Consider the following 25,687-nt stretch of genomic DNA (forward strand, 5'->3'; position numbering starts at 1 on the left):
AGACCATTTTGCGTATATAATCATTAGATACGCCACAACTATTATTTTTTAATCAAAATTCCGTCCATTGATGTTATCAACACAAGCTGAAAGATTAAATTTCTCGTCTATTGTAAATAGAACCGAGTATCCGGATTTCTTGGATATTCAGATTAAATCCTTCCAGGATTTTTTCCAATTAGAAACTAAATCGGATGAAAGAGGAGATGAAGGTCTATACAATACCTTCATGGAAAACTTTCCAATCACAGATTCCCGTAATCAATTTGTTTTAGAATTTTTAGATTACTTTGTAGATCCACCACGATATGCCATTGATGAGTGTATTGAAAGAGGACTTACGTATAGCGTTCCGCTAAAGGCTAGGTTAAAGTTGTATTGTACAGACCCTGAACATGAGGATTTCGAAACCATTGTTCAAGATGTGTACTTAGGCACGATACCTTACATGACGACAAGTGGTACTTTTGTTATCAATGGTGCAGAACGCGTTGTAGTATCTCAATTACACCGTTCACCGGGCGTATTTTTTGGTCAATCATTCCATGCGAATGGTACCAAATTATATTCAGCAAGGGTTATTCCTTTTAAAGGTTCTTGGATTGAGTTCGCTACCGATATCAATCAGGTCATGTATGCGTACATTGACAGAAAGAAAAAATTACCTGTTACTACTTTGTTCAGAGCCATTGGTTTTGAGCGTGATAAGGATATTTTGGAGATTTTTGATCTTGCTGAAGAAATCAAAGTTTCTAAAACAGGCTTAAAAAAATATCAAGGCAGAAAATTGGCAGCACGTGTATTGAACACGTGGCATGAGGATTTTGTTGATGAAGATACTGGCGAGGTGGTATCCATCGAGCGTAATGAAATTATTCTTGATCGTGATACTGTTTTAGATAAAGATAATATTGAAGAAATTATTGAAGCTGATGTTAAAGCGATTCTTTTACACAAAGAAAGCGCTGAACAAGGTGATTATGCCATTATCCATAACACACTTCAAAAAGATCCAACAAACTCTGAAAAAGAGGCTGTTGAACATATATATAGACAATTACGTAATGCAGAGCCGCCCGATGAGGAAACGGCGCGTGGTATTATTGATAAATTATTCTTTAGTGATCAACGTTACTCTTTAGGTGAAGTTGGGCGTTACAGAATGAACAAAAAATTAGGTCTTAATATTGAAATGGATAAGCAAGTGCTTACCAAAGAAGATATTATTACCATTATTAAATATTTAATCGAGCTTATCAACTCTAAAGCTGAGATTGATGATATTGACCATTTATCCAACCGTCGTGTACGTACAGTAGGTGAGCAATTATCTCAACAGTTTGGTGTTGGTTTAGCACGTATGGCACGTACCATTCGCGAGCGTATGAACGTTCGTGATAATGAGGTGTTTACCCCAATCGATTTAATTAATGCTAAGACCTTATCGTCTGTTATTAATTCATTCTTTGGAACAAATCAGTTATCCCAGTTTATGGATCAAACAAATCCATTGGCAGAGATTACGCATAAACGTCGTTTATCTGCGCTAGGACCAGGTGGTTTATCCCGTGAAAGAGCAGGTTTCGAGGTACGTGACGTTCACTATACACACTACGGTCGTTTATGTCCGATTGAAACTCCTGAGGGACCAAATATTGGTTTAATCTCATCACTTTCAGTATTTGCTAAAGTGAATGGAATGGGCTTTATTGAAACACCTTACCGTCCTGTACTTGATGGGGTTGTTAATATTAAGGACACGCCAGTTTATTTAAGTGCTGAAGAAGAGGAAGGTAAGTTGATAGCGCAAGCAACTATAAAAGTTGATGGTGCTGGTAAGATTTTGCATGAAAAGGTAATTGCTCGTATGGAAGGTGACTTCCCAGTAATCGATCCAGCAAATCTTCACTATACCGATGTGGCACCCAATCAAATTTCATCTATTTCGGCGTCTTTAATTCCGTTTTTGGAGCATGATGATGCGAATAGAGCCTTGATGGGATCTAACATGATGCGTCAAGCGGTACCATTATTATTGCCACAAGCACCTATTGTTGGTACTGGATTAGAGCGTCAAGTGGCATCAGATTCCCGTGTATTGATTAATGCCGAAGGAAATGGTGAAGTCTTGTATGTAGATGCTAACGAAATTCAAATTAGATATGATCGTACCGAAGATGAAGCTAAAGTAAGTTTTGATAGTGATATTAAAACCTACCAATTGATCAAATTCAGAAAAACGAATCAAGGAACTTCCATCAACTTAAAACCCATTGTGGTTAAAGGAAATAAAGTGACTAAAGGACAAGTTTTATGTGAAGGGTACGCAACCCAAAAAGGTGAATTGGCTTTAGGTAGAAATATGAAAGTGGCCTTTATGCCTTGGAAAGGGTATAACTTTGAGGATGCCATTGTAATTTCGGAAAAAGTAGTTCGTGAAGATATATTCACTTCTATCCATATCGATGAGTATTCATTGGAAGTTAGAGATACGAAGTTGGGTAACGAGGAGTTAACGAATGATATTCCTAACGTTTCGGAAGAAGCTACGAAGGATTTGGATGAAAACGGGATGATTCGCATTGGTGCAGAAGTAAAACCAGGCGATATTCTTATTGGAAAAATCACTCCAAAAGGGGAATCTGATCCAACTCCGGAAGAAAAATTATTACGTGCCATCTTTGGTGACAAAGCAGGTGATGTAAAAGATGCGTCTTTAAAAGCGTCGCCATCTTTAAATGGTGTTGTTATTGAAAAGAAATTATTCTCCAGAGCTGTAAAAGATAAACGTAAGAGAGCTCAAGATAAAGATGATATCGTGGCTTTGGAAGCTATTTACGATCGGAAATTTGACGATTTAAAAGAAGTTTTAATCGAAAAATTATTCAACATTGTAAACGGTAAAACAGCGCAAGGTATTTTTAACGATTTAGGGGAAGAAGTGTTACCAAAAGGTAAAAAATTCACACTTAAAATGTTAAATGCCGTTGATGATTATGCGCATTTGGTGTCTGGTAAATGGACAACCGATGATCATACCAACCAATTGGTTACCGATTTAATCCATAACTATAAAATTAAGGAAAACGACTTACAGGGGTCTTTAAGACGTGAGAAGTTTACCATTTCCGTGGGAGATGAGTTGCCAGCAGGTATCATTAAACTCGCTAAGGTTTATATTGCTAAAAAACGTAAACTTAAAGTAGGGGATAAAATGGCAGGTCGCCATGGTAACAAAGGTATTGTGGCTCGTATTGTTAGAGCGGAAGATATGCCTTTCTTAGAAGACGGAACACCTGTTGATATCGTATTGAATCCATTGGGTGTACCTTCCCGTATGAACATTGGGCAGATTTATGAAACGGTTCTTGGTTGGGCTGGTCAAAAATTAGGTCGCACGTATGCAACCCCTATTTTTGATGGAGCAACTATCGATCAAATTAATGAACTGACTGATGAAGCAGGCATTCCAAGATTTGGACATACTTATTTATACGATGGTGGAACTGGAGTACGTTTCGATCAAGCAGCAACTGTTGGTGTTATCTATATGTTGAAATTAGGACACATGGTTGACGATAAAATGCACGCACGTTCCATAGGACCTTACTCATTGATTACACAACAACCTCTTGGTGGTAAAGCACAATTTGGTGGTCAGCGTTTTGGTGAGATGGAGGTTTGGGCATTGGAGGCTTATGGAGCATCAAGCACGTTGCGTGAAATCTTGACTGTTAAATCCGATGATGTAATTGGTAGAGCCAAAACTTACGAAGCAATCGTAAAAGGTGAACCAATGCCAGAACCTGGATTACCAGAATCTTTCAACGTATTAATGCACGAATTGAAAGGTTTAGGATTGGATATTAGATTGGAGGAATAAAAAAATAGTATGCAGTCGCAGTGTTCAGTTTGCAGTAAATGCTTAACTGAATACTGAGACTGAGACTGAATACTAAAAGAACATGGCAAGAAAACAAGATAAGAATACAGTAAGGAGATTTAACAAAATCTCAATTGGTTTGGCATCACCAGAATCTATTTTAGCAGAATCTAGAGGTGAGGTTTTAAAACCGGAAACTATCAATTATCGAACCCACAAACCAGAAAGGGATGGTTTGTTCTGCGAACGTATTTTTGGTCCTGTAAAGGATTACGAATGTGCTTGTGGAAAATATAAAAGAATTCGCTATAAAGGTATTGTTTGCGACCGTTGTGGTGTTGAAGTAACCGAAAAGAAAGTACGTCGTGATCGCGTTGGGCACATCAATCTAGTAGTGCCTATCGCCCATATCTGGTATTTCCGTTCGTTACCAAATAAAATAGGGTATTTATTAGGGTTGCCGTCTAAGAAATTGGACATGATTATTTACTACGAGCGTTATGTAGTCATTCAACCTGGTAATGCTAAAAATGAAGAAGGGGAGCCATTGGAAAAAATGGACTTCTTAACCGAAGAGGAATATTTAAACATTCTTGAAGCACTTCCTCAAGACAATCAGTATTTAGATGATCATGATCCAAACAAGTTCCTTGCTAAAATGGGAGCGGAGTGTTTGATTGAATTATTGTCGAGAATAGATTTAGAGGCTTTATCATACGAATTGCGCCATAAAGCAAACACCGAAACGTCCAAACAACGTAAAACGGAGGCTTTAAAACGTTTGCAAGTTGTTGAGTCTTTAAGAGAATCAAATAACAACAGGGAAAATCGTCCAGAATGGATGATCATGAAGGTTATTCCAATCATTCCACCGGAATTGCGTCCGTTAGTGCCGTTGGATGGTGGGCGTTTTGCGACATCGGATTTAAATGATTTATACCGTCGTGTCATCATACGTAACAACCGTTTAAAAAGATTGGTTGAAATTAAAGCACCGGAAGTTATTTTGCGTAACGAAAAACGTATGCTTCAGGAATCTGTTGATTCATTATTTGATAACACACGTAAATCTTCAGCAGTAAAAACCGATTCCAACAGACCGTTAAAATCATTATCAGATTCATTAAAAGGAAAACAAGGACGTTTCCGTCAAAACCTTTTAGGAAAACGTGTGGATTATTCGGCACGTTCGGTAATTGTTGTAGGACCGGAATTAAAATTACATGAATGTGGATTGCCAAAAAACATGGCAGCAGAACTTTACAAACCTTTTGTAATTAGAAAGTTAATTGAAAGAGGTATTGTAAAAACTGTAAAATCCGCTAAGAAAATTATAGATAAAAGAGAGCCCGTGGTTTGGGATATATTGGAAAATGTTCTTAAAGGACATCCAGTATTGTTAAACCGTGCGCCTACATTACACAGATTGGGTATTCAAGCGTTTCAACCTAAATTAATTGAAGGTAAAGCAATTCAATTACACCCATTAGTATGTACGGCGTTTAATGCGGATTTTGATGGGGATCAAATGGCGGTACATTTACCATTGGGCCCAGAAGCTATTTTAGAGTGCCAATTATTAATGTTGGCATCGCACAATATCTTAAATCCAGCCAATGGTTCGCCAGTAACGGTACCTTCTCAAGACATGGTGCTCGGTCTTTATTATATGACCAAGTTACGTACCTCAACTCCAGAAGCACCGGTTAAAGGGGAAGGTTTAACATTTTATGGGCCCGAAGAAGTTGAAATCGCTTTTAACGAAAAAAGAGTTGATTTGAATGCTGGTATCAAAGTGAGAACTTTAGATATCAATGCCGACGGTAAATTAGCACCAACCATTATTGAAACCACTGTGGGTCGTGTACTATTCAACCAAAAAGTACCACAAGCCGCTGGATATATCAACCAAGTACTTACTAAAAAATCTTTAAGGGATATTATTGGAAGTATCTTAAAATATACATCGGTTCCTGAAACAGCAGATTTCTTGGACTCTATTAGAGATTTAGGGTTTAAATTTGCGTTCCAAGGAGGCTTGTCATTCAGTTTGGGTGATATCATCATTCCACCGGAAAAACAAGGGATGATCGATAAAGCCAATACGTTAGTGGACGGTATTATGGGTAACTATAATATGGGTCTTATCACAAACAACGAGCGTTATAACCAAGTTATTGATATTTGGACTTCCACTAATGCGGAACTGACTGAATTGTCTATGAAACGTATTCGTGAAGACCAACAAGGATTCAACTCGGTGTTTATGATGCTTGATTCTGGAGCTCGTGGATCTAAAGAACAGATTCGTCAGTTGACAGGAATGCGTGGATTGATGGCGAAACCTAAAAAATCGAATGCAGGTGGGGGCGAGATTATTGAAAACCCGATTCTTTCTAACTTTAAGGAAGGGCTTTCAATTTTAGAATACTTTATCTCTACCCACGGTGCTCGTAAAGGACTTGCAGATACGGCTCTTAAAACAGCTGATGCTGGTTATTTAACACGTCGTTTGGTGGATGTTTCCCAAGATGTGATCATCAATACGGAAGATTGTGGAACATTGAGAGGTGTTGAAGTGGAGCCATTGAAGAAAAATGACGAGATTGTTGAAACACTTGAAGAAAGAATCGTTGGACGTACCTCATTAAATGATGTGTATGATCCGTTAACCGATGAATTGATAGTAGCTTCAGGACAATTGATTGAGGATGATATTGCTAAAGCGATACAAAACTCTCCAATTGAAAGTTTAGAAGTGCGTTCTGCCTTAACTTGTGAGGCTTTACACGGTATTTGTGCTAAATGCTACGGCCGTAATTTGGCCACCGGTAAAATGGTGCAACGTGGTGAAGCTGTTGGTGTAGTTGCTGCCCAATCTATTGGAGAACCTGGTACCCAGTTAACGCTTCGTACATTCCACGTGGGTGGTATTGCGGGTAACATTTCAGAAGAAAATAAATTAGCAGTTAAATTTAGTGGTATTGCCGAAATTGAGGATTTAAAAACTGTTAAAGGAAAAGATAATGAAGGTAATGATACCGATATCGTCATTTCCCGTACTTCAGAGCTTAAATTAATCGATAAGAAAACAGGTATTACCTTAAGTACCAATAACATTCCTTACGGTTCTACTTTATTGGTTAAGAACGGACAGGAATTACATAGAGGCGATGTTGTTTGTACTTGGGATCCATATAATGGTGTCATTATTTCTGAATTCTCTGGGAAAGTTAAATACGAAAACATTGAGCAAGGTATCACTTACCAAGTGGAGATAGATGAGCAAACTGGTTTCCAAGAGAAAGTAATTTCAGAATCCAGAAACAAAAGGCTTATTCCAACGCTTCATATTGAAGACGCCAGCGGAGAAACCATACGTTCTTACAATCTACCGGTAGGTTCCCACTTAATGATTAATGACGGAGAGAAAATCAATGTTGGTAAAATTTTAGTGAAGATACCTCGTAAATCTGCAAAAGCGGGTGATATTACAGGTGGTCTTCCACGTGTAACCGAGTTGTTCGAAGCGCGTAACCCTTCAAATCCAGCTGTTGTTAGTGAAATTGACGGTGTTATTTCTTTTGGAAAAATAAAACGTGGTAACCGCGAGATTGTTGTAGAATCCAAATTAGGGGAAGTTAAAAAATACTTAGTGAAGCTATCAAATCAAATTCTTGTTCAAGAAAATGACTATGTTAAAGCGGGTATGCCTTTATCGGACGGTTCCATAACTCCAGATGATATCTTGAATATTAAAGGCCCATCTGCGGTTCAGCAATATTTAGTGAACGAAGTTCAAGAAGTGTATCGTTTGCAAGGCGTGAAAATCAATGATAAACACTTTGAGGTTGTTGTAAGACAAATGATGCGAAAAGTGCAAATTATTGATTCTGGTGACACCCTTTTCTTAGAAGACCAATTAGTGCATAAAGATGATTTCATTAAAGAGAATGATGAAATTTTCGGATTAAAAGTTGTTGAGGATGCAGGAGAATCAACAAACCTTAAACCAGGTCAAGTGGTTTCGTCTCGTGAATTGAGAGATGAGAATTCCATATTAAGAAGAGAGGACAAACAACTTGTTACGGCCAGAGATGCACAACCTGCAACTGCTACACCCATATTACAAGGTATTACAAGGGCATCGCTTCAAACGAAATCGTTTATTTCTGCGGCCTCTTTCCAAGAAACCACTAAAGTATTGAACGAAGCAGCCGTAGCCGGTAAAGTGGATAGTTTAGAAGGCTTGAAGGAAAACGTTATTGTTGGTCACAGAATTCCAGCAGGCACAGGTATGCGAAGATATACGGATATTATTGTTGGCTCTAAAGAAGAGTTTGACGAAATGATGCAAGTAAAACAAGAATTAAATTATAACTAATAATGGGATTCCCGCGAAGGCGGGAATCTTATCTGGAATACCGCAAAACCGTCAATCTTTATCGAGATTTTCCTAAAGCGGGATTCTAAAAAAACAAAAGCCTTCATGTTAATTACTTGAAGGCTTTTTTGATGAAATATTTAAAATAAACACGTATTTAATTCCTTCCCTTTTTTCAAGGGGAGAGCTGGTGCCGATTTTTCGGTATGCCGATAGGCGGAGGGGTTTAACCAACTAAAATTAAACAATCAAAAATATGTCAGACGAAAAAGATAAACTAAAACAAGGACAAATCAATATTGAATTGGACGAGAACGTCGCCGAAGGTATTTACTCTAATTTGGCTATTATCAACCATTCTATTTCAGAGTTTGTGGTAGATTTTGTTAGCATCATGCCCGGGGTTCCCAAAAGTAAGGTAAAATCCAGAATTATATTAACGCCGCAACATGCCAAACGTTTGTTGAAAGCATTAGGCGAAAATGTTTCTAGGTTTGAAAATGCCCATGGTGAAATCAAAGATTACGAGCAACCACCAATTCCATTGAATTTTGGACCGACTGGCCAAGCATAAACTTAAATAGAATAAGATATCATAATTGTTAGATTGGTTGCTCGAAATATTTTTGTCGAGCAACCACCAATGCCGTTAAACTTTGGACCCACAGGGCAAGCATAATTTTAAAAATCCTTTGATTTTTCAAAGGATTTTTTTGCTATAACTTTAACTGGCTTGTTTGTTGGTGTTAACGCTGTATTGCAGGGCTCCAGACGGGCACCGCTTTATTTGGTTTATAATGCGTTTGGTTTCGGTACCGTCTAAATTAATCCAAGGTATTACACTTAATCGAAATACTTCTGATAAACCTTTGGCACATTTTTCAGCGTGAACACACTTACAGGGTTCGTAGGTTACAGTAATATCATTATTACTGAATTCATTTGAATAGGTCTCCATAGGCTTTCATATTTGGGGTAATGAATCTCCTTTAAATTACGAATATCATAAATTATTAAAATAAAAACAATAATTTAATAATATTGATATGTAAAAGTTGCTAATATATTAAAGGAATCAAAAAATAATCGTTGAAAAACTAAAATTCAGAGGTAAAATGGAATTTGATGCTTGGATAGGTTTGCTGTGCCATTTGTAATGAAAAGGCAGAATCTGCTAAAAACACCAACTGGTTTTGTTTGTCTTTTGCCAAATAACGTTGTTTTACACGAACAAATTCTTTGTATTCATCCGTTTTGGAGTTTTTTGGATCCACCCAACAGGCTTTGAACACATTCAAATTTTCATACGTACATTTGGCACCATATTCATGTTCCAAACGGTACTGGATCACTTCGTATTGAAGCGCACCCACGGTACCGATTACTTTTCGTCCATTCAATTCCAAAGTAAATAATTGTGCAACGCCTTCATCCATCAACTGGTCAATGCCTTTAAATAATTGTTTCGATTTTAATGGGTCGGCATTATTGATATATCTAAAATGTTCTGGGGAAAAACTGGGCACGCCTTTATAATTAATGGTTTCGCCTTCGGTTAAGGTGTCGCCAATTTTAAAATTTCCCGTATCGTGCAAGCCCACAATATCGCCAGGGTAAGAGATGTCAACAATTTCTTTTTTCTCAGCAAAAAAAGCATTCGGACTCGAAAACTTTAATTTTTTGCCATGTCGAACATGTAAATAGGGTTTGTTTCTTTCAAAAGTACCCGATACAATTTTCACGAATGCCAATCGATCTCTGTGGTTGGGGTCCATGTTTGCATGGATCTTAAAAACAAAACCGGTAAATTTTTCCTCGCTAGGTTCCACTAACCGCTCTTCGCTTTGTTTTGGTCGGGGTTTGGGTGCTATGTCTATAAAGCAATCCAACAACTCGCGAACGCCAAAATTATTTAAAGCCGATCCAAAAAACACGGGTTGCAAATGGCCATCAAGATACGTTTGTTTGTCAAATTCCGGGTAAATGCCCTCAACCAATTCAATTTCTTCACGCAAGGTATTGGCCGCTTTGTTACCTATAAGTTTATCTAATTCGGGCGATTGTAAATCGGAGATCTCAATGGTTTCTTCAATATCTTTTCTGCTATCGCCACTAAATAAATTTATGTTTTTCTCCCAAATATTATAAATGCCCTTAAAGTCGTAACCCATACCTATAGGGAAACTCAAAGGCACCACTTTCAATCCTAATTTTTGTTCAATTTCATCCAATAAATCAAAAGCATCCTTACCTTCCCGATCCATTTTATTGATAAACACAATCATGGGGATGTTGCGCATTCTGCAAACTTCCACCAGTTTTTCGGTTTGTTCCTCAACGCCTTTTGCAACATCTATAACTACAATAACACTATCAACAGCAGTAAGGGTTCTAAAGGTATCTTCAGCAAAATCCTTATGCCCAGGTGTATCTAAAATATTGATTTTAATACCATCATATTCAAAAGCCAACACAGACGTTGCCACCGAAATACCACGTTGGCGTTCTATTTCCATAAAATCACTCGTAGCACCTTTTTTTATTTTATTGCTTTTTACAGCACCAGCTTCTTGAATCGCTCCTCCAAACAACAATAATTTTTCGGTCAACGTTGTTTTTCCAGCATCGGGATGGGAAATGATTCCAAAAGTGCGCCTACGTTGTATCTCTTTTATAAAACCCATAATAATCTTTCAAATAGTTTGCAAAGATACTTTATAATTTGCGATTTCAGAATTGCGATTTTGGATTTTCTGGATCAGAATGATAATATTGTAGATTTACTTGGTATTTTTGCATCTATGGAAGAAGAAAAAGTCATTTTAGTAAACGAAATGGACGAGCAAATAGGCACCATGCCTAAATTGGAAGCGCATGAAAAAGCGGTTTTGCACCGGGCGTTTTCCGTGTTTGTTTTTAATGATAAAAACGAATTGATGCTACAACAGCGTGCTGCACATAAATACCATTCGCCCTTACTTTGGGCCAATACCTGCTGTAGCCACCAACGTGTTGGCGAAACCAATATTCAAGCAGGAAAAAGACGTTTAATGGAAGAAATGGGTTTTGTTGTAGCCTTGGAAGACACTATTTCATTTATTTACAAGGCACCTTTTGATAATGGGCTGACCGAACATGAATACGACCATATTTTAATTGGAAAATATAACAGCAAACCCATAATCAATGAAGATGAAGTTGCCGATTGGAAATGGATGCCCCTTGAAGCCGTAAAAAATGATATTTCGGAAAAACCCGAGTTATATACCGAGTGGTTTAAAATTATTTTTGATAAATTCTACGAACATATAAACATCATAAAATGAAGGTAACGGTTAGTAGAAAAGCGCATTTTAATGCAGCACATAGATTGTATAGAAAAGATTGGTCGCACGAGAAGAACGATGCCGTTTTTGGTAAATGCAATAACCCGAATTTTCACGGCCATAACTATGAATTGATAGTGAGTGTTACTGGCGAAATTGATAAAGAAACGGGTTATGTGATTGACATGAAAGTTTTAAAAGATATTATTAAGGAAGAGATTGAAGATGCTTTCGACCATAAAAACTTAAATGTTGAAGTAGCGGAATTTAAAGATTTAAACCCTACGGCCGAAAATATTGTAGTCGTTATATATAATAAGATGAAGTTGAAATTAGACTCTAAATTTGATTTAGAAATAATACTTTTTGAAACGCCTCGTAATTTTGTAACCTATTCCGGAAATTGAATGACTCACCTAGCAAGTCCCGATAGTTATCGGAATTAAAGCCTTGTAGGTATTAAAATGAAGTTAAAAAACATAAAATTATTTATGTAAAATCAAAGATATCAGGGTTTTATTGGTAATTGAAAATTTATTTTCATTCCCATGCAAGTGGGAATCTTTATTAAAATTAATTACTTATTTTTGCTGAAATTTAAAAGGAATAAAGATGGCAAATGTTAGAAACCTAAAAAAAGATATTAATTACGTTTTAGGAGATATTATTGAAGCAGTGTATGTTTGGGAATTATCAAACCCAAGCAAGGACAACAAAAAAAGTGAAGCACTTATAGATGAAGCGATTGCGACATTTGATGAGCTGATTGTTAAAGTGAACGCAAAAAATATTGATAATCCAAAAGCTCACTTTAAGGCTATTAACACTGAGTTAGAAGCTAAAGGGAATGCGTTAATTGAAAAAATCAATAAATTGGCATAAATTTTTTATCGGACTATCTGCGAATATGATTTTTGCGATTATATTTGCATCTGTTAAAAACGCCGATGTAGCTCATCTCGATTTAATGTCGGGAAGGTCGTGGGTTCGGGTCCCTCTATCGGCTCTTAAAAACAAAAGACCTTTCTGTTGGAAGGTCTTTTTTGTTTTTAATTGCTTTTTCTATTTTTCTCCTGATGCTTTAATTTTATCTATAAAACCTTGTAATTCCTTACCATATTTTGATGCTTTGACTTTAGGCGATAGAGATTGGTTTATCGTGTCCAAGAATTTTATTTTGGCATCATATATTTCTGTTAAGGCCAAATAGGGGGCTACCTCACTATCTTTATTGTTTAAGGCAAAATTGACTGTAAACAAATATCTTCGTTTTAAAAGTTTTTCATATTTATTTTGGACGTCATTATATTTTGAGGTGTCACCTTCTTTTTGGGCTTCAAAACTTTCTTTTATAAGATTGAGGTTCTGTTCGTTAAATCGAGACATCATCAACTTATATTCTTCCAATGTTTTTTGTTGCGGCGATCCATTGATTTTGGCTGTAAATCCAAAGTTTTTTACCGAAGTGTTAATTTCTGTAACGCCTTTATCCGCAAAAAAAGCAATGCGGTCTTTTTCTTCTTTACTGTTTTTGTCCAAAAATAAATAAAACACCTCAGGAGAATCTAAAGAGGCATGCAATTCAATTTCTGAATGACCGTTTACAGCTACGGTGTCAATGGTAATCAGATTATCATTTTTCATTTTTTTTAGGTAGAGTGCCCCTTTTTTCAGTCCGTTCACAGTAACCTTTACTGTTAGATCGTGTTGCTCTTTGCCACAAGCAAAAACGAATAAAATCAAGGAGGCATAAAAAAATTTTCTCATTAAGTATTGATTTAGTTTAAAAGGCAAATATCTTATAATTATGGGTTAAATACTAACAGTTAATATTTTTAATACAAACTTATTTAAAGTTTTGCCTTTTTTAGTTCCGTAGCCCCACACTTCCATGCAACTAAAACATTTTTATCTCAAATACTATTATAATTAACACAATCGCACTGTTATTAAAATAGATACTTTGTTAAAGGCTATCTTAGTTTATTGGAATAATTTAAAACAAATAACCATGCACGATAATGATCCGATTATAAGAAACTTAAGGATAGTATATTGTAAGACTTCTTTAACGCTAAAGGGATTTAAGGAAGTGCTTACAAGAGTTGGAAACACACCTTTGGAATTACCGGTAAGACAAAGGTTTGACAACTGGGAAGAAGTACAGGCTTTGTTGTATTTAGAATGCATGAACCACTATCCGCATGTGTTCGATACTTCGGACCCAAGGATAGAAAACTGCCCAGATTGGTACGAATTTAAAAAAATGGCAGCTTTTGGTAGTGAAAGCGACTTTCATAAGATTATGCATGAAGGGGACAAAAAGGCACTTAAAGGTTTCAAAATTTTATATGATAAAGAAGATTTGCCAACAATACTGGAACATACCGTAAAAAAATGTATTAAATTACTCTCGCACACAAAAAAATTCGCCCTTTCAGAAAAAAATACGGAATAGCATCAGGGCTCACGGTTAAAAATGTGAAGGCACGCCCTGAAAGGTATCAGGATTCACTAATATTTAAAAGAACTGGTTTAAAAACCGCAACTATTCAGCCACTAATAAAAACCGATAAATTTGATACGGATTACACGGATTTTTATTGCTTCCCACTGCTTTTTTGCAAAAACCATCCAAACCAGTAAAATCCGTATCAAGTTTTTAATTGGCTGAATAGTTGCAAATTTGGACTAGAGAACAAATAACAATATAACCACGGCCAATTTCATTTCTTTTTACTCCATCTGTAATTGTTTGGTTTTTAGAAAGCAGACGCTACGGCGCCACCATCAATTCTAATGTTAGTCCCGTTAATATAGGAAGCATGTTCAGAACATAAAAATGTGACTACCGAGGCTATTTCTTCTACCTTTCCACGTCTTTGCATGGCAATGTGTGGCCGTTCATTTTTAACAAATTGTTTGACGGCTTCTTCCGTACTTGTTCCTTTTTTCTTTGCCAACGCTTCCATCATGGCATCCGTCATGGGTGTTTCAACAAATGCGGGAGAAATACAGTTGAACAAAATGTTTTCTTTGGAATAGGACCTCGATAAACATTTTGATAAGTTGATGATTGCTGCTTTACAAGCATTATAGGGGCTTTCTTCAACATAAGGTTGAAAAGCATTTTCTGATGCTACCAATATCATTCTGCCCCAATTTAGTTTTTGCATTTGCGGTATAAAAGCTCGGCATATTCTAACGGCTCCCATAAGGTCCACCGAAATGGTTTCCATCCAATCCTCATCTGTCAGTTCTAAAAAATCGCCCGCGGCACCCCTTGTACCCGCTGCGTGGAAAATAATGTGTGCGCCACCAAACTCTTTGCCAATGGTTTTGGCTAAGGCTAAAACCTCGTTGTTTTTAGTAATATCCGCTGTAATGGCCAATACTTTGGCATCGTTTTTAGCAAATTTCTCAACCTGTTTTTTTGCTTCTTCCAAAGACTCTATATTCATATCAGAAAGTACTACGTTCACCCCTTCTTGCACCAAAAATATAGCAGTTTCAAGACCAATACCAGAATCAGCTCCCGTTATTAACGCCGTTTTTCCTTCTATATGTAAATCCATAATTCATTTTTATTAAGTAATCCCATTCAGATGGAGCGGCCATTGCTATTTCTGGTAGAGATATAAATTCCCTATAAAACTAATGTTAATGTAGCGATACAGGTTGTTCAAAAACGAAACAAATTAACCCAATCACTTAAATTAATGGGTAGCGAATTTTCATATTTCGATAAGGCGTGTTGGATAAGGTTAATTTTTACACGAAATGAATCAACCACCACGGTGGAATCGGATTAGATTTGATGAACAAATAGAAAATAATAATGTTGATTAATATACTTATAGGGGTTTTATTAGGCTATGGCATTTTTGAATTGGCAACGCTTATTTTAAAAATGGCTTCTCCCAAAAAGGGCCCTAAAATAAAGTTCCTAAATGGGCGGAAAGCCCATAAAACTTTAATACATAGCAATCAAGAAACCGAGAAGATTTCTAAAGAGGCCAATTTTCCTGTTAGAAATAAAAGAAAATCAGTTATTTATAAAAAACAAGATGTGATGCAATGGACATCTGAAAACAATCCATTGTTAACTTAAATTTTAATGATTATGAGCACATGCACAGAAACTATAAGCAATAAGTTAAACGGTCTTTTAGAAAAGACTTATGACGCTGAAAAGGGTTTTAAAAAAGCCGCAGAGAACACCGAGCACCCTTATTTGAAAAAATATTTTGAGAGAAAAGCTGCAGAGCGCTATAATTTTGGACACGAATTAAAAACTGAAATCAGATCGTTTGGAGAACAACCTGATAAAAGCGGCAGTATTACAGGTACAGCCCACCGCGCCTGGATGGACATTAAAACATTGTTTTCAAGCGATAATGACGAATCGATGCTTGAGGAAGCCATCAGGGGAGAAAAAGCAGCTTTAGAAGAATACAACGATGTTCTTAATGAAACCTCATTGACACATAGCACCCATACTATTTTGCTCAAACAAAGAGGGGCCATAGATAGTGATCTTAGAACGATCAAGAGGCTGGAAGACCTGGGTTAATTAAGATTCGCGATCATTTGATAGAGATGTTACGCAGCAGTTTGTGTGATTTGGATCATTCCCACCAATGGGTTTTGATACCCCGAGGCTGGCCTTGAATGAAAAGGCATTTTCCTGTTCATACCTTGTGGGCTTGACCCGAGGTTCTTGATTTTTTTAAAAAAACCTGATAATAACTCTATATTTGCATCGCTTTTATTTATTTTTGGGATGATTCTTTTTAAGCTATTTTAGCCTCATGAATTTAATAAAAATGGCATTGTTTTGAACAATGTGGATTTTAGTCGGAATTATGAAATGCAATTATCCATCATTTTATATATTATAAACAATTAAAAACCAACAATTGTGCGTTGCCAAAGTCAACTTAATTGATACTCTCATTAATGATCAATGACCATACTGCCTATATTAATTAGTGTTCCCTCAAACTGTTTAATATTCATAGGCAGTATTTTATTGTATAAGTCAATGGCCGGAACCTTGTTTTGTTAAGTGATTGGGTTATTAAGTTGTTCGCAAAAATTATACATCAATTTTAAAAATTAAATAGTACTATGTCAGTTCCCGTAATTCGTAAAAACCTGTATTTTAAACCAGATCCCAGTAGAGTAGTAGCTCGATTTTTTAACAATGGCGATACAAGGACCATTGATTTAGTGCAGCGGATAATGGGTTTAAGCGAAGTGGAGGTAAAACAGGAACTTGAAATGACATTTAAAGAGTTTGCAGGTAGGCACAGGAACATAACGGATATTTTCTCAAAACATGCCCACAATTATAAAAAACTCATAGAGTCCATAGGTATTGATTATAAAAAACTTTCTTTGGAACGACGCCTTTTAATTGGCTCTTACAGTACCTTGGAATACTCAATAGAGTCCGCTGCTTTATTCAACCCTTCTATTGTTGAAGATTTCGACCAGTCTTTTTTGGCCGAAGGAGAAACACGGGTCATTTTGTCTTTTAGGGCCACGGGCGAAGGACATTTGTCTTCCATCGTTTTCAGGAAAGGTATTTTAGATGCTTCCAATAACCTGCGGATGGTGGATATACACCACCATATTGATCTTCCAACCATTAAAAAGAAAAAGTCGTACGATAAAAATCGATTTATGAAAAAAATGGAGGAAATGCACATTCCAAAGAGATATTCTTCGCCCATTATGGATCCACTGCCAAATAAATTTGAATATTACACTTTAAAGGAAGCCGTTAGAAAAATGTTGAAATTGGATATTGGCGAACTAAGAAAACAAGCGCTTAAAGAAATGACATGGCTCATAGACTCTTACTATGACATTGAATTTAGGGAAGATTCCAACCTGTCTGGGCGTGCCATTCTTCCTATATCCTCTTCAGAAAGCCGCGGGATTGAGGATGCCAGATTTGTGCGTTTTACAGATGATGATGGCTGTGAAAACATCTATGCCACTTACACCGCCTATGATGGTTTTACCGTACTCCCTAAGTTGCTTTCTACCTATGATTTTTTAAACTTTAGAATCATGCCCATGCATGGCAATGGGGCACAAAATAAAAATTTTGCATTGTTTCCGCGTAAGATTAAAGGGAAATATGCCATGTTAGCACGAATAGATGGGGTAAATAATTATCTGTTATATTCCGATAGGATCACACTTTGGAACGATCCCATAAAAATTCAAGAACCAAAATTTCCATGGGAATTTACCCAAATAGGAAACTGTGGCTCGCCCATTTATACCGAACATGGTTGGTTGGTCATTACGCATGGTGTGGGCGTGATGAGACGCTACTGTATAGGCGCTTCCTTATTGGATTTGGAAGACCCAACCAAAGAAATAGGCCGATTAAAAGAACCCCTGCTTTCTCCTTTGGAAGAAGAAAGGGAAGGGTATGTTCCTAATGTGGTTTATTCTTGTGGAAGCATTATACACAACAACCATTTAATATTGCCCTATGCGGTCTCAGATTATGCGTCTTCTTACGTTACCGTTAATATGGACGATTTAATGGCAGCCTTGAAAGCGTAATGTTTAGGTTAAACGCATTTAAAATATGAAGCCACTTCCCGATGGCCATCGGGAAGTGGCTTATAATAAATTAAGGATATTATTTTAATGCTGCACTGCGTAACGTTTAGCTTGATGTTTAATCTTAACTAGGTTTCTTTTAAGATTCGGTCGATTTTTCGGCCTTTTCAATACGAATGCTCAGTTCTTGGGTTTTTTCATCCAATTCAATATTAATGCTATCGCCGTCTTGTACATGCGATGTAATAATTTCTTCCGCTAAAGCATCTTCAACATATTTTTGAATGGCACGTTTAAGGGGCCTAGCACCATATTCCCTATCAAAGCCTTTATCGGCAATATAATCTTTTGCCTTATCGCTCAATTTTAAATGATATCCTAAATCCTTGATTCTTAACAAAAGTTTGCCCAATTCAATGTCAATGATTTTATTGATGTGTTCCTTTTCTAAAGGATTGAACACCACCACATCATCAATTCTGTTTAAAAACTCTGGAGCAAACGATTTTTTAAGCGCATTTTCAATCACGCTTTTTGCATTGGAATCTTCTTGTGCTTTTTGTGAAGCGGTTCCAAAACCAATACCGGCTCCAAAATCCTTGATCTTACGTGCTCCTATATTCGAGGTCATGATGATAATGGTATTTCTAAAATCTATCTTTCTGCCTAAACTATCGGTTAAATAACCATCGTCAAGCACTTGTAGCAGCATATTGAACACGTCGGGATGCGCTTTTTCAATTTCATCCAATAGAATAACGGCATAAGGTTTGCGTCTCACTTTTTCGGTCAGTTGCCCACCTTCTTCATAGCCAACATATCCTGGAGGCGCCCCTATTAATCTGGAAATAGCAAATTTCTCCATGTATTCGCTCATGTCTATTCTGATGAGTGATTCTTCACTGTCAAACAATTCACGGGACAATACTTTGGCCAACTGTGTTTTACCAACCCCTGTTTGCCCTAAAAATATAAACGAACCAATAGGTTTGTTGGGGTCTTTAAGTCCTGCACGGTTTCGTTGAATGGCTTTTACCACTTTGGCAACCGCATCGTCTTGACCAATAACCTTACCCTTTATAAGTTGCGGAAGTTCGGCCAATTTATTGATTTCAGTTTGGGCAATCCGGTTTACCGGGATACCGGTCATCATCGAAACCACATCGGCAACATTATCTTCAGTCACAACTTCACGGTTTTGTTTGGTTTCTTCTTCCCATTTTTCTTGGGCAATGGCTAATTCCTTTTCAAGGCGTTTTTCATCGTCCCTAAGTTTGGCGGCCTCCTCATATTTTTGCTTTTTAACAACCGAGTTTTTAGTTTCCTTTACGGTTTCCAGTTGTTTTTCAAGCTCAATGATTTGTTTGGGCACTTCAATATTGGTAATATGTACGCGAGAGCCTGCTTCATCCAAAGCATCAATGGCTTTATCTGGTAAAAAACGCTCGGTCATGTATCTATTGGTCAATTTAACACAAGCTTCAATAGCTTCTTGGGTATAGTCAACATGGTGATGGTCTTCGTATTTAGCTTTGATGTTGTTGAGAATTTCAATGGTTTCCTCAACGGTAGTGGGCTCTACAATCACTTTTTGAAAACGGCGCTCTAAAGCACCATCTTTTTCAATATACTGTCTGTACTCGTCCAAAGTGGTTGCACCAATACATTGGATTTCGCCACGCGCCAAAGCCGGTTTAAACATATTGGAAGCGTCTAAACTGCCCGTGGCGCCACCGGCACCAACTATGGTATGTATTTCGTCAATGAATAAAATAACATCATCATTTTTTTCAAGTTCGTTCATAACGGCCTTCATGCGCTCTTCAAACTGGCCACGGTATTTTGTGCCGGCAACCAAGCTTGCCAAATCTAGAGTAACCACACGTTTGCCAAAAAGAATTCTGGATACTTTCCGTTTTACGATCCGAAGGGCCAACCCTTCAGCAATGGCCGATTTACCAACACCGGGTTCACCAATTAAAAGCGGATTGTTTTTCTTTCTTCTACTTAAAATTTGTGAAACGCGCTCAATTTCCTTTTCTCTGCCAACTACGGGGTCTAGTTTGCCGTCTTCGGCCAACACGGTTAAATCGCGCCCAAAATTATCTAAAACCGGGGTTTTGGATTTTTTATTGGTCTTTCCAGCTGGACTGTTAAAAATATTATCTTTTAAAGCATCATCATCAGAATGGGAATCATCATCTTGAAACGATTCTGCTTTGGGTTCTCCCGAAACGTCGGGATAGTCGCTGTCGTTTGTAATCATAAATTTGAATTGTTCTTTAACGTTATCGTAATCAACTTTAAGCCTATTTAAAAGCTTGGTAGTGGGGTCGTTTTCATTTCTTAAAATACAAAGCAATAAATGCGCTGTATTTATGGAAGTGCTTTGAAACAGTTTGGCTTCTAAAAACGTTGTTTTTAAAGCGCGTTCTGCTTGTCGAGTGAGGTGTAGGTTCGTTTTTTTGTTTGAGGCTACTGTAATATTTGGGTTAGCCGGACTTAGTATTTCAACCTTGCGCCTTAGGTGGTTCAAATCCACCTCCAAAGCATTTAAAATATTAATGGCCTTGCCTTCGCCGTCCCGCAAAAGCCCGAGCATTAAGTGCTCAGTCCCTATAAAATCGTGTCCCAATCGCAATGCTTCTTCTTTGCTATAAGCAATAACGTCTTTTACTCTCGGTGAAAAATTATCATCCATAATGGTTTCCTTTCTGCATTAAAAATACTAAAACATTTTACCAACGGCAAAAACTATACCCTAAAATGTGTGAAAGTTGCTAATTGACGAAAAAATCTTTATAAAATCAAAATTTTCAAACCGATATTTATTAACGAAACGGGCCTTCGAAATTGTTAATAAAAAACACGAAAAAATGACCGTTTCAGGCTTCTCTTGACTATTGAAATACGTATATTAGCATGTTTTGAAATACACATAAAACCTAATTAAATTATTTATGGCAGAAGGAGAAAAATTGATCCCTATTAATATTGAAGATGAGATGAAAACGGCTTACATTGATTATTCAATGTCGGTCATTGTGTCACGTGCCTTACCTGATGTAAGGGATGGCTTGAAGCCAGTTCACAGACGGGTACTTTTTGGCATGCACGAATTAGGAATTAGGGCAAATACTGCACACAAAAAATCAGCGAGAATAGTTGGAGAGGTTTTAGGAAAGTACCACCCACATGGTGATACATCGGTTTACGACGCCATGGTGCGTATGGCACAAGAATGGAGCTTGCGCTATATGTTGGTGGATGGGCAAGGTAATTTCGGATCTGTGGATGGCGATAGTCCTGCCGCGATGCGTTATACAGAAGCACGTATGCGTAAAATTGCGGAAGACATGTTGGCGGATATTGAAAAGGAAACCGTAGACCACAAACTTAATTTTGACGATACGTTGCAAGAACCAACCGTATTGCCAACCCGTATTCCAGGGCTTTTGGTTAACGGTGCATCGGGTATTGCGGTAGGTATGGCAACCAATATGCCGCCTCACAATTTAACCGAGGTTGTTAATGGCACTATTGCGTACATCGATAACACTGATATTGAAATTGATGAGCTGATTAAACACGTAAAAGCACCCGATTTTCCAACAGGTGGTACTATTTATGGTTATGATGGCGTGAAAGAAGCGTTCCATACCGGCCGTGGTAGAATTGTTGTTCGCGGTAAAGCCATTATTGAAGAGGTACAAGGGCGAGAATGCATCATTGTTACCGAGATTCCCTACCAGACCAATAAAGCAGAAATGATCAAGAAAACTGCGGATTTGGTTAACGAGAAAAAATTGGAAGGTATTGCAACCATACGCGATGAATCCGATAGAAACGGGATGCGTATCGTGTACGTGTTAAAGCGTGATGCCATACCAAACATCGTTTTAAATAAATTATACAAATACACGGCGTTACAATCGTCTTTCAGTGTCAATAATATTGCGCTTGTTAATGGGCGTCCGCAGCTTTTAAATTTAAAAGAGCTTATCCATTATTTTGTGGAACATAGGCATGAGGTTGTTGTAAGACGTACTACGTATGAGTTGCGCAAAGCGGAAGAGCGTGCCCATATTTTAGAAGGATTGATTATAGCTTCGGATAATATTGATGAAGTCATCAAAATAATCAGGGCCTCTTCAAATGCTGATGAAGCCAGGGAAAACTTAATAACACGTTTCGAGCTTTCAGAAATACAGGCCAGAGCTATTGTAGAGATGCGTTTGCGTCAACTTACAGGTTTAGAGCAAGATAAATTGCGTTCTGAGTATGAAGACATTATGAAGCTTATCATCGACTTAAAAGATATCCTAGACAAAAAAGAACGTCGTATGGACATCATTAAGGAAGAATTGGTTACAGTAAGGGATAAATATGGTGATGAACGTCGTTCGGTCATTGAATATGCTGGAGGCGATTTAAGCATTGAAGATATGATTGCCGATGAAAAAGTAGTCATTACCATTTCGCATGCGGGTTATATTAAACGTACCTCACTATCTGAATATAAAACACAAAATAGAGGAGGTGTTGGTCAAAAAGCGTCCACTACCCGTAATGAGGATTTCTTGGAATATTTATTTGTGGGCACCAACCATCAATATATGTTGTTCTTCACCCAAAAAGGAAAATGTTTCTGGATGCGTGTTTATGAAATACCAGAAGGCAGTAAAACCTCTAAAGGACGCGCCATCCAGAATTTAATAAACATTGAGCAGGACGATGCTGTTAAGGCGTTTATTTGTACACAAGATCTTAAGGATGAAGATTATATAAACAGTCATTATGTTATTATGGCAACTAAACAAGGTCAGGTTAAAAAAACCTCTTTAGAGCAATATTCACGCCCAAGAACCAACGGTATTAATGCCATAACCATTAAAGAAGACGATATTTTATTGGAAGCACGCTTAACCACGGGCGAAAGTCAAGTAATGTTGGCACTAAAATCCGGTAAAGCCATTCGTTTCGAGGAAGCCAAAACACGCCCCATGGGACGTAATGCTTCGGGAGTAAGAGGTATCACACTTGCCGATAAAAACGATGAGGTAATAGGGATGGTAACCATTGAAAATCCACAGGAAGAATCGGTATTGGTAGTTTCGGAAAATGGCTATGGTAAACGTACTTATATTGACGACCCAGAAGATGGAGAACCTGTTTACAGAATTACAAATCGAGGAGGAAAAGGCGTTAAAACCATTTCTATTACAGAAAAAACCGGTAAATTAGTAGCCATTAAGAGTGTTACCGATAATGATGATTTGATGATTATCAATAAATCGGGAATCGCCATTAGGCTTGCAGTTGAAAATTTAAGAGTAATGGGTAGAGCAACACAAGGTGTTAAACTGATCAATCTTAAAAACAATGATTCCATTGCTGCCGTTGCCAAAGTGATGCGTGATGATGATGAGGAAGTAGATGAGTCTGAAACCATTGAAAACATGGATGATACAGATGATGGCACAACTCTTGATAATACCATAGACGAAAATAACACGGAAAATTAAATTAAATATCATTACAATGAAAAAACAAATTATCATAGCTATGGCACTTTCAGTGAGCGCATTTTCATTTTCACAAAAAAAAGAATTGAAAGCCGCCGAAAAAGCTATAAAAGACAACAATTACGCAGAGGCTAAAACAGATTTAAAACAAGCCGAGGCACAAATGGCATCCATGGATGACAAGCTCAAAGATCAATATTATTATTTGAATGCCTCAGCGCTTTACGCAAACGGTGCAGGATCCATGAACGATATTGATGCAGCTTTGGCAAGTTTAAAGAATGTAAAAGGGTCTAATCCTGAAGTGGCGGAGTTAAAGCAATCCATGGTTAATGGTATCTTAAAAAAAGGAAATACCTTATATGAAAAAAAGGATTTTTCCAATTCTTCCAAATATTTTGAAAAGGCTTACCGCTTAAGCACAAAGGACACCGTATTTCTTTATTATGCAGCGGCAACCGCTGTAAACGTTCAAGAGTATGACAGAGCTTTAACTCTTTACGAAGAGCTTAAAAAATTAGGCTATACAGGTATTGAAAAACAATATTTTGCAACAAATAAAGAATCTGGTGAAGAAGAGATTTTAGATAAAGGCACCCGGGATTTATATGTAAAAGCAGGAAGCCATATCAAACCCGGAGAGCGAAAAACAGAATCCAAAAAGCCGGAAATCGTTAAAAATGTGGCGCTTATATATGTAAGCCAAGATAACAATGAAAAAGCTATTGCGGCTATGAAAGAAGCAAGGGCTGAAAGTCCAGATGACGTTAATTTAATTCTTTCGGAAGCGAACGTTCATTATAAAATGGGCAATACCGAGGAGTTTAAAAAACTATTGGAGCAAGCAACCCAAATGGAGCCTAACAACCCAGAATTGCAATATAATTTAGGGGTTATCGCATCTGAGTCCAAGCAACCTGAAGAAGCCCAGGCTTATTACGAAAAAACCATTGAGTTAGACCCTAATTATGTTAATGCCTATATTAATTTATCAGCTTTAATTTTAGCAAAAGAAGAAGCCATGATTAAAGAAATGAATGGTTTGGGAACTTCCAAAAAAGATGATTTACGCTATAATGAATTAAGGGACCAGCGCCAAGAATTATATAAAAAAGCGGTTCCTTATTTAACAAAGGCACTTGAATTGGATAGCAAAAATATAAGTGCTGCAACCACATTGATGAATATTTACAGTATCCTTGGTAATGCTGCGAAGCAAAAAGAAATGAAAGCTAAAATTGATGAGATTGAAGCTGCAAAAGCAAATTGATTTTTTACTTTTAGATTAATGAAAATGCCGCAAATTGCGGCATTTTTTGTTAAAACAGATTATTTTAGTATGTGGTTTGTTGCATGGTTAGGCATAAAAAAAGTAACGAAATATGAGCGGATTTTGGCCATTCCTGCCTGCCGACAGGTTTTATAAAACAGAAAAAGTCAAGATGGGTTCGTAGTAAAGAAAATGCCTTTTGAGAACTTTTTACCGAAACATTGAAAATAGAAATAAAAATCCCTGATGAAATATCTAAACTTAAAAAGTGGATAAAAATAATCAATGGACAGTAACTGATATCATAAAATTTGAGAAGTTTATCAAAACAGAAATTGAAAATAGGGCTTTTAAAAGTATGAATCAAACTATTCTTTTATCTCCTTCAAGAAATGGGTTAGAAAAGCAAAGCAAGCTACTTTTACAAAACACAAACTTATTGACGGAGAAAAAGCAGGAGAATATAAAAAACGATATTATACGTTATCCTTAAAATAAATTACACTGCCAACGCAATATCCTATAAATAATGGCTAATTTTAGCTAAACAAACGTTAGAAGCTAGCAAACACGCAACGGCTCATAGTGTGCCGAGCAAGCAATGGGCGGCAACATTTACCCATTGTGAACTGTGGATAAGATGGTGGAACCGACCCACCAATGTCGCTTTATAGGAAGCGGGATTAAACCACCTAAATGTGCTTTGGTAAA

General features: G+C 37.1%; 18 protein-coding genes. 13 read left to right on the forward strand and 5 right to left on the reverse strand.

The window, feature by feature from the left end; genetic code table 11:
• The first annotated feature begins 70 nt into the window (after positions 1 to 70).
• The 3 genes from rpoB to ACU1LP_RS06175 all read left to right on the forward strand — a co-directional run bounded on the left by rpoB (position 71) and on the right by ACU1LP_RS06175 (position 8,841).
• On the forward strand, positions 71 to 3,883 hold the full coding sequence (rpoB, locus tag ACU1LP_RS06165) for a DNA-directed RNA polymerase subunit beta (protein WP_445735862.1): 3,813 nt from the start codon (positions 71 to 73) through the stop codon (positions 3,881 to 3,883).
• 82 nt (positions 3,884 to 3,965) lie between these two features.
• Positions 3,966 to 8,267, forward strand: a complete 4,302-nt coding sequence (rpoC, locus tag ACU1LP_RS06170; RefSeq protein ID WP_445735861.1) for a DNA-directed RNA polymerase subunit beta' — start codon at positions 3,966 to 3,968, stop codon at positions 8,265 to 8,267.
• 256 nt (positions 8,268 to 8,523) lie between these two features.
• A complete protein-coding gene (locus ACU1LP_RS06175) occupies positions 8,524 to 8,841 on the forward strand; it encodes a DUF3467 domain-containing protein (RefSeq protein WP_445733986.1) in 318 nt (105 codons plus the stop codon).
• A gap of 150 nt (positions 8,842 to 8,991) precedes the next feature.
• Here ACU1LP_RS06175 and ACU1LP_RS06180 read toward each other — a convergent pair whose 3' ends face one another.
• On the reverse strand, positions 8,992 to 9,225 hold the full coding sequence (locus ACU1LP_RS06180) for a (4Fe-4S)-binding protein (protein ID WP_445733987.1): 234 nt from the start codon (positions 9,223 to 9,225) through the stop codon (positions 8,992 to 8,994).
• A 139-nt stretch (positions 9,226 to 9,364) separates the two neighbouring features.
• Positions 9,365 to 10,951, reverse strand: a complete 1,587-nt coding sequence (locus ACU1LP_RS06185; RefSeq protein WP_445733988.1) for a peptide chain release factor 3 — start codon at positions 10,949 to 10,951, stop codon at positions 9,365 to 9,367.
• A 117-nt stretch (positions 10,952 to 11,068) separates the two neighbouring features.
• Between ACU1LP_RS06185 and idi the strand changes: the two genes are divergently transcribed.
• The 3 genes from idi (at position 11,069) to ACU1LP_RS06200 (ending at position 12,475) form a co-directional block, all read left to right on the forward strand.
• Positions 11,069 to 11,593 carry an isopentenyl-diphosphate Delta-isomerase gene (gene idi / locus ACU1LP_RS06190; RefSeq protein WP_445732169.1) on the forward strand — a complete coding sequence of 175 codons (525 nt, stop codon included), beginning with the start codon at positions 11,069 to 11,071 and terminating at the stop codon, positions 11,591 to 11,593.
• A complete protein-coding gene (locus ACU1LP_RS06195; protein WP_445732165.1) occupies positions 11,590 to 12,000 on the forward strand; it encodes a 6-pyruvoyl trahydropterin synthase family protein in 411 nt (136 codons plus the stop codon). Before idi ends, ACU1LP_RS06195 begins: the two co-directional genes overlap by 4 nt.
• A 205-nt stretch (positions 12,001 to 12,205) precedes the next feature.
• On the forward strand, positions 12,206 to 12,475 hold the full coding sequence (locus ACU1LP_RS06200; RefSeq protein ID WP_445732164.1) for a hypothetical protein: 270 nt from the start codon (positions 12,206 to 12,208) through the stop codon (positions 12,473 to 12,475).
• A gap of 180 nt (positions 12,476 to 12,655) precedes the next feature.
• On the opposite strand, the gene ACU1LP_RS06205 is transcribed toward ACU1LP_RS06200, so the two are convergent.
• Complete coding sequence (locus ACU1LP_RS06205) at positions 12,656 to 13,360, reverse strand: DUF4369 domain-containing protein (RefSeq protein WP_445732163.1); 705 nt, start codon at positions 13,358 to 13,360, stop codon at positions 12,656 to 12,658.
• Between the two features lie 244 nt (positions 13,361 to 13,604).
• Here ACU1LP_RS06205 and ACU1LP_RS06210 point away from each other — a divergent pair, with 244 nt between their 5' ends.
• The gene (locus ACU1LP_RS06210; RefSeq protein ID WP_445732162.1) at positions 13,605 to 14,051 is read left to right on the forward strand and encodes a hypothetical protein; all 447 of its coding nucleotides are present in this window, start codon (positions 13,605 to 13,607) and stop codon (positions 14,049 to 14,051) included.
• Positions 14,052 to 14,355: 304 nt separating this feature from the next.
• Here ACU1LP_RS06210 and ACU1LP_RS06215 read toward each other — a convergent pair whose 3' ends face one another.
• Positions 14,356 to 15,168 carry an SDR family NAD(P)-dependent oxidoreductase gene (locus ACU1LP_RS06215; protein ID WP_445733989.1) on the reverse strand — a complete coding sequence of 271 codons (813 nt, stop codon included), beginning with the start codon at positions 15,166 to 15,168 and terminating at the stop codon, positions 14,356 to 14,358.
• 263 nt (positions 15,169 to 15,431) lie between these two features.
• Between ACU1LP_RS06215 and ACU1LP_RS06220 the strand changes: the two genes are divergently transcribed.
• The 3 genes from ACU1LP_RS06220 (at position 15,432) to ACU1LP_RS06230 (ending at position 18,181) form a co-directional block, all read left to right on the forward strand.
• Positions 15,432 to 15,704 carry a hypothetical protein gene (locus ACU1LP_RS06220; protein ID WP_445733990.1) on the forward strand — a complete coding sequence of 91 codons (273 nt, stop codon included), beginning with the start codon at positions 15,432 to 15,434 and terminating at the stop codon, positions 15,702 to 15,704.
• A gap of 12 nt (positions 15,705 to 15,716) precedes the next feature.
• The gene (locus ACU1LP_RS06225) at positions 15,717 to 16,166 is read left to right on the forward strand and encodes a ferritin-like domain-containing protein (protein WP_445732159.1); all 450 of its coding nucleotides are present in this window, start codon (positions 15,717 to 15,719) and stop codon (positions 16,164 to 16,166) included.
• Positions 16,167 to 16,723: 557 nt separating this feature from the next.
• Complete coding sequence (locus ACU1LP_RS06230; RefSeq protein ID WP_445732158.1) at positions 16,724 to 18,181, forward strand: glycoside hydrolase family 130 protein; 1,458 nt, start codon at positions 16,724 to 16,726, stop codon at positions 18,179 to 18,181.
• A 139-nt stretch (positions 18,182 to 18,320) separates the two neighbouring features.
• On the opposite strand, the gene ACU1LP_RS06235 is transcribed toward ACU1LP_RS06230, so the two are convergent.
• A complete protein-coding gene (locus ACU1LP_RS06235; RefSeq protein ID WP_445732157.1) occupies positions 18,321 to 20,882 on the reverse strand; it encodes an ATP-dependent Clp protease ATP-binding subunit in 2,562 nt (853 codons plus the stop codon).
• Positions 20,883 to 21,141: 259 nt separating this feature from the next.
• Here ACU1LP_RS06235 and gyrA point away from each other — a divergent pair, with 259 nt between their 5' ends.
• From gyrA to ACU1LP_RS06250, 3 genes are all read left to right on the forward strand, one after another.
• Positions 21,142 to 23,706, forward strand: coding sequence for a DNA gyrase subunit A (gene gyrA, locus ACU1LP_RS06240; protein WP_445734521.1), 2,565 nt, complete (start codon positions 21,142 to 21,144; stop codon positions 23,704 to 23,706).
• Positions 23,707 to 23,722: 16 nt separating this feature from the next.
• Positions 23,723 to 24,976 (forward strand): tetratricopeptide repeat protein, encoded by a 1,254-nt coding sequence (locus tag ACU1LP_RS06245; RefSeq protein ID WP_445734520.1) that lies wholly within the window; start codon positions 23,723 to 23,725, stop codon positions 24,974 to 24,976.
• A 268-nt stretch (positions 24,977 to 25,244) separates the two neighbouring features.
• Positions 25,245 to 25,469 (forward strand): hypothetical protein, encoded by a 225-nt coding sequence (locus ACU1LP_RS06250; RefSeq protein WP_445734519.1) that lies wholly within the window; start codon positions 25,245 to 25,247, stop codon positions 25,467 to 25,469.
• Positions 25,470 to 25,687 lie beyond the last annotated feature (218 nt).

It is taken from the genome of Mariniflexile sp. (genome assembly GCF_052728615.1).

What these genes read in the sequence shown, in the direction of transcription:
- gyrA (WP_445734521.1), top strand. Translation starts at nt 21,142, where the DNA reads ATGGCAGAAGGAGAAAAATTGATCCCTATTAATATTGAAGATGAGATG.
- ACU1LP_RS06175 (WP_445733986.1), top strand. Translation starts at nt 8,524, where the DNA reads ATGTCAGACGAAAAAGATAAACTAAAACAAGGACAAATCAATATTGAA.
- ACU1LP_RS06200 (WP_445732164.1), top strand. Translation starts at nt 12,206, where the DNA reads ATGGCAAATGTTAGAAACCTAAAAAAAGATATTAATTACGTTTTAGGA.
- ACU1LP_RS06230 (WP_445732158.1), top strand. Translation starts at nt 16,724, where the DNA reads ATGTCAGTTCCCGTAATTCGTAAAAACCTGTATTTTAAACCAGATCCC.
- ACU1LP_RS06195 (WP_445732165.1), top strand. Translation starts at nt 11,590, where the DNA reads ATGAAGGTAACGGTTAGTAGAAAAGCGCATTTTAATGCAGCACATAGA.
- ACU1LP_RS06185 (WP_445733988.1), bottom strand. Translation starts at nt 10,951, where the DNA reads ATGGGTTTTATAAAAGAGATACAACGTAGGCGCACTTTTGGAATCATT.
- ACU1LP_RS06235 (WP_445732157.1), bottom strand. Translation starts at nt 20,882, where the DNA reads ATGGATGATAATTTTTCACCGAGAGTAAAAGACGTTATTGCTTATAGC.
- ACU1LP_RS06220 (WP_445733990.1), top strand. Translation starts at nt 15,432, where the DNA reads ATGTTGATTAATATACTTATAGGGGTTTTATTAGGCTATGGCATTTTT.
- rpoB (WP_445735862.1), top strand. Translation starts at nt 71, where the DNA reads ATGTTATCAACACAAGCTGAAAGATTAAATTTCTCGTCTATTGTAAAT.
- ACU1LP_RS06210 (WP_445732162.1), top strand. Translation starts at nt 13,605, where the DNA reads ATGCACGATAATGATCCGATTATAAGAAACTTAAGGATAGTATATTGT.
- ACU1LP_RS06225 (WP_445732159.1), top strand. Translation starts at nt 15,717, where the DNA reads ATGAGCACATGCACAGAAACTATAAGCAATAAGTTAAACGGTCTTTTA.
- ACU1LP_RS06205 (WP_445732163.1), bottom strand. Translation starts at nt 13,360, where the DNA reads ATGAGAAAATTTTTTTATGCCTCCTTGATTTTATTCGTTTTTGCTTGT.
- rpoC (WP_445735861.1), top strand. Translation starts at nt 3,966, where the DNA reads ATGGCAAGAAAACAAGATAAGAATACAGTAAGGAGATTTAACAAAATC.
- ACU1LP_RS06215 (WP_445733989.1), bottom strand. Translation starts at nt 15,168, where the DNA reads ATGGATTTACATATAGAAGGAAAAACGGCGTTAATAACGGGAGCTGAT.
- ACU1LP_RS06180 (WP_445733987.1), bottom strand. Translation starts at nt 9,225, where the DNA reads ATGGAGACCTATTCAAATGAATTCAGTAATAATGATATTACTGTAACC.
- idi (WP_445732169.1), top strand. Translation starts at nt 11,069, where the DNA reads ATGGAAGAAGAAAAAGTCATTTTAGTAAACGAAATGGACGAGCAAATA.
- ACU1LP_RS06245 (WP_445734520.1), top strand. Translation starts at nt 23,723, where the DNA reads ATGAAAAAACAAATTATCATAGCTATGGCACTTTCAGTGAGCGCATTT.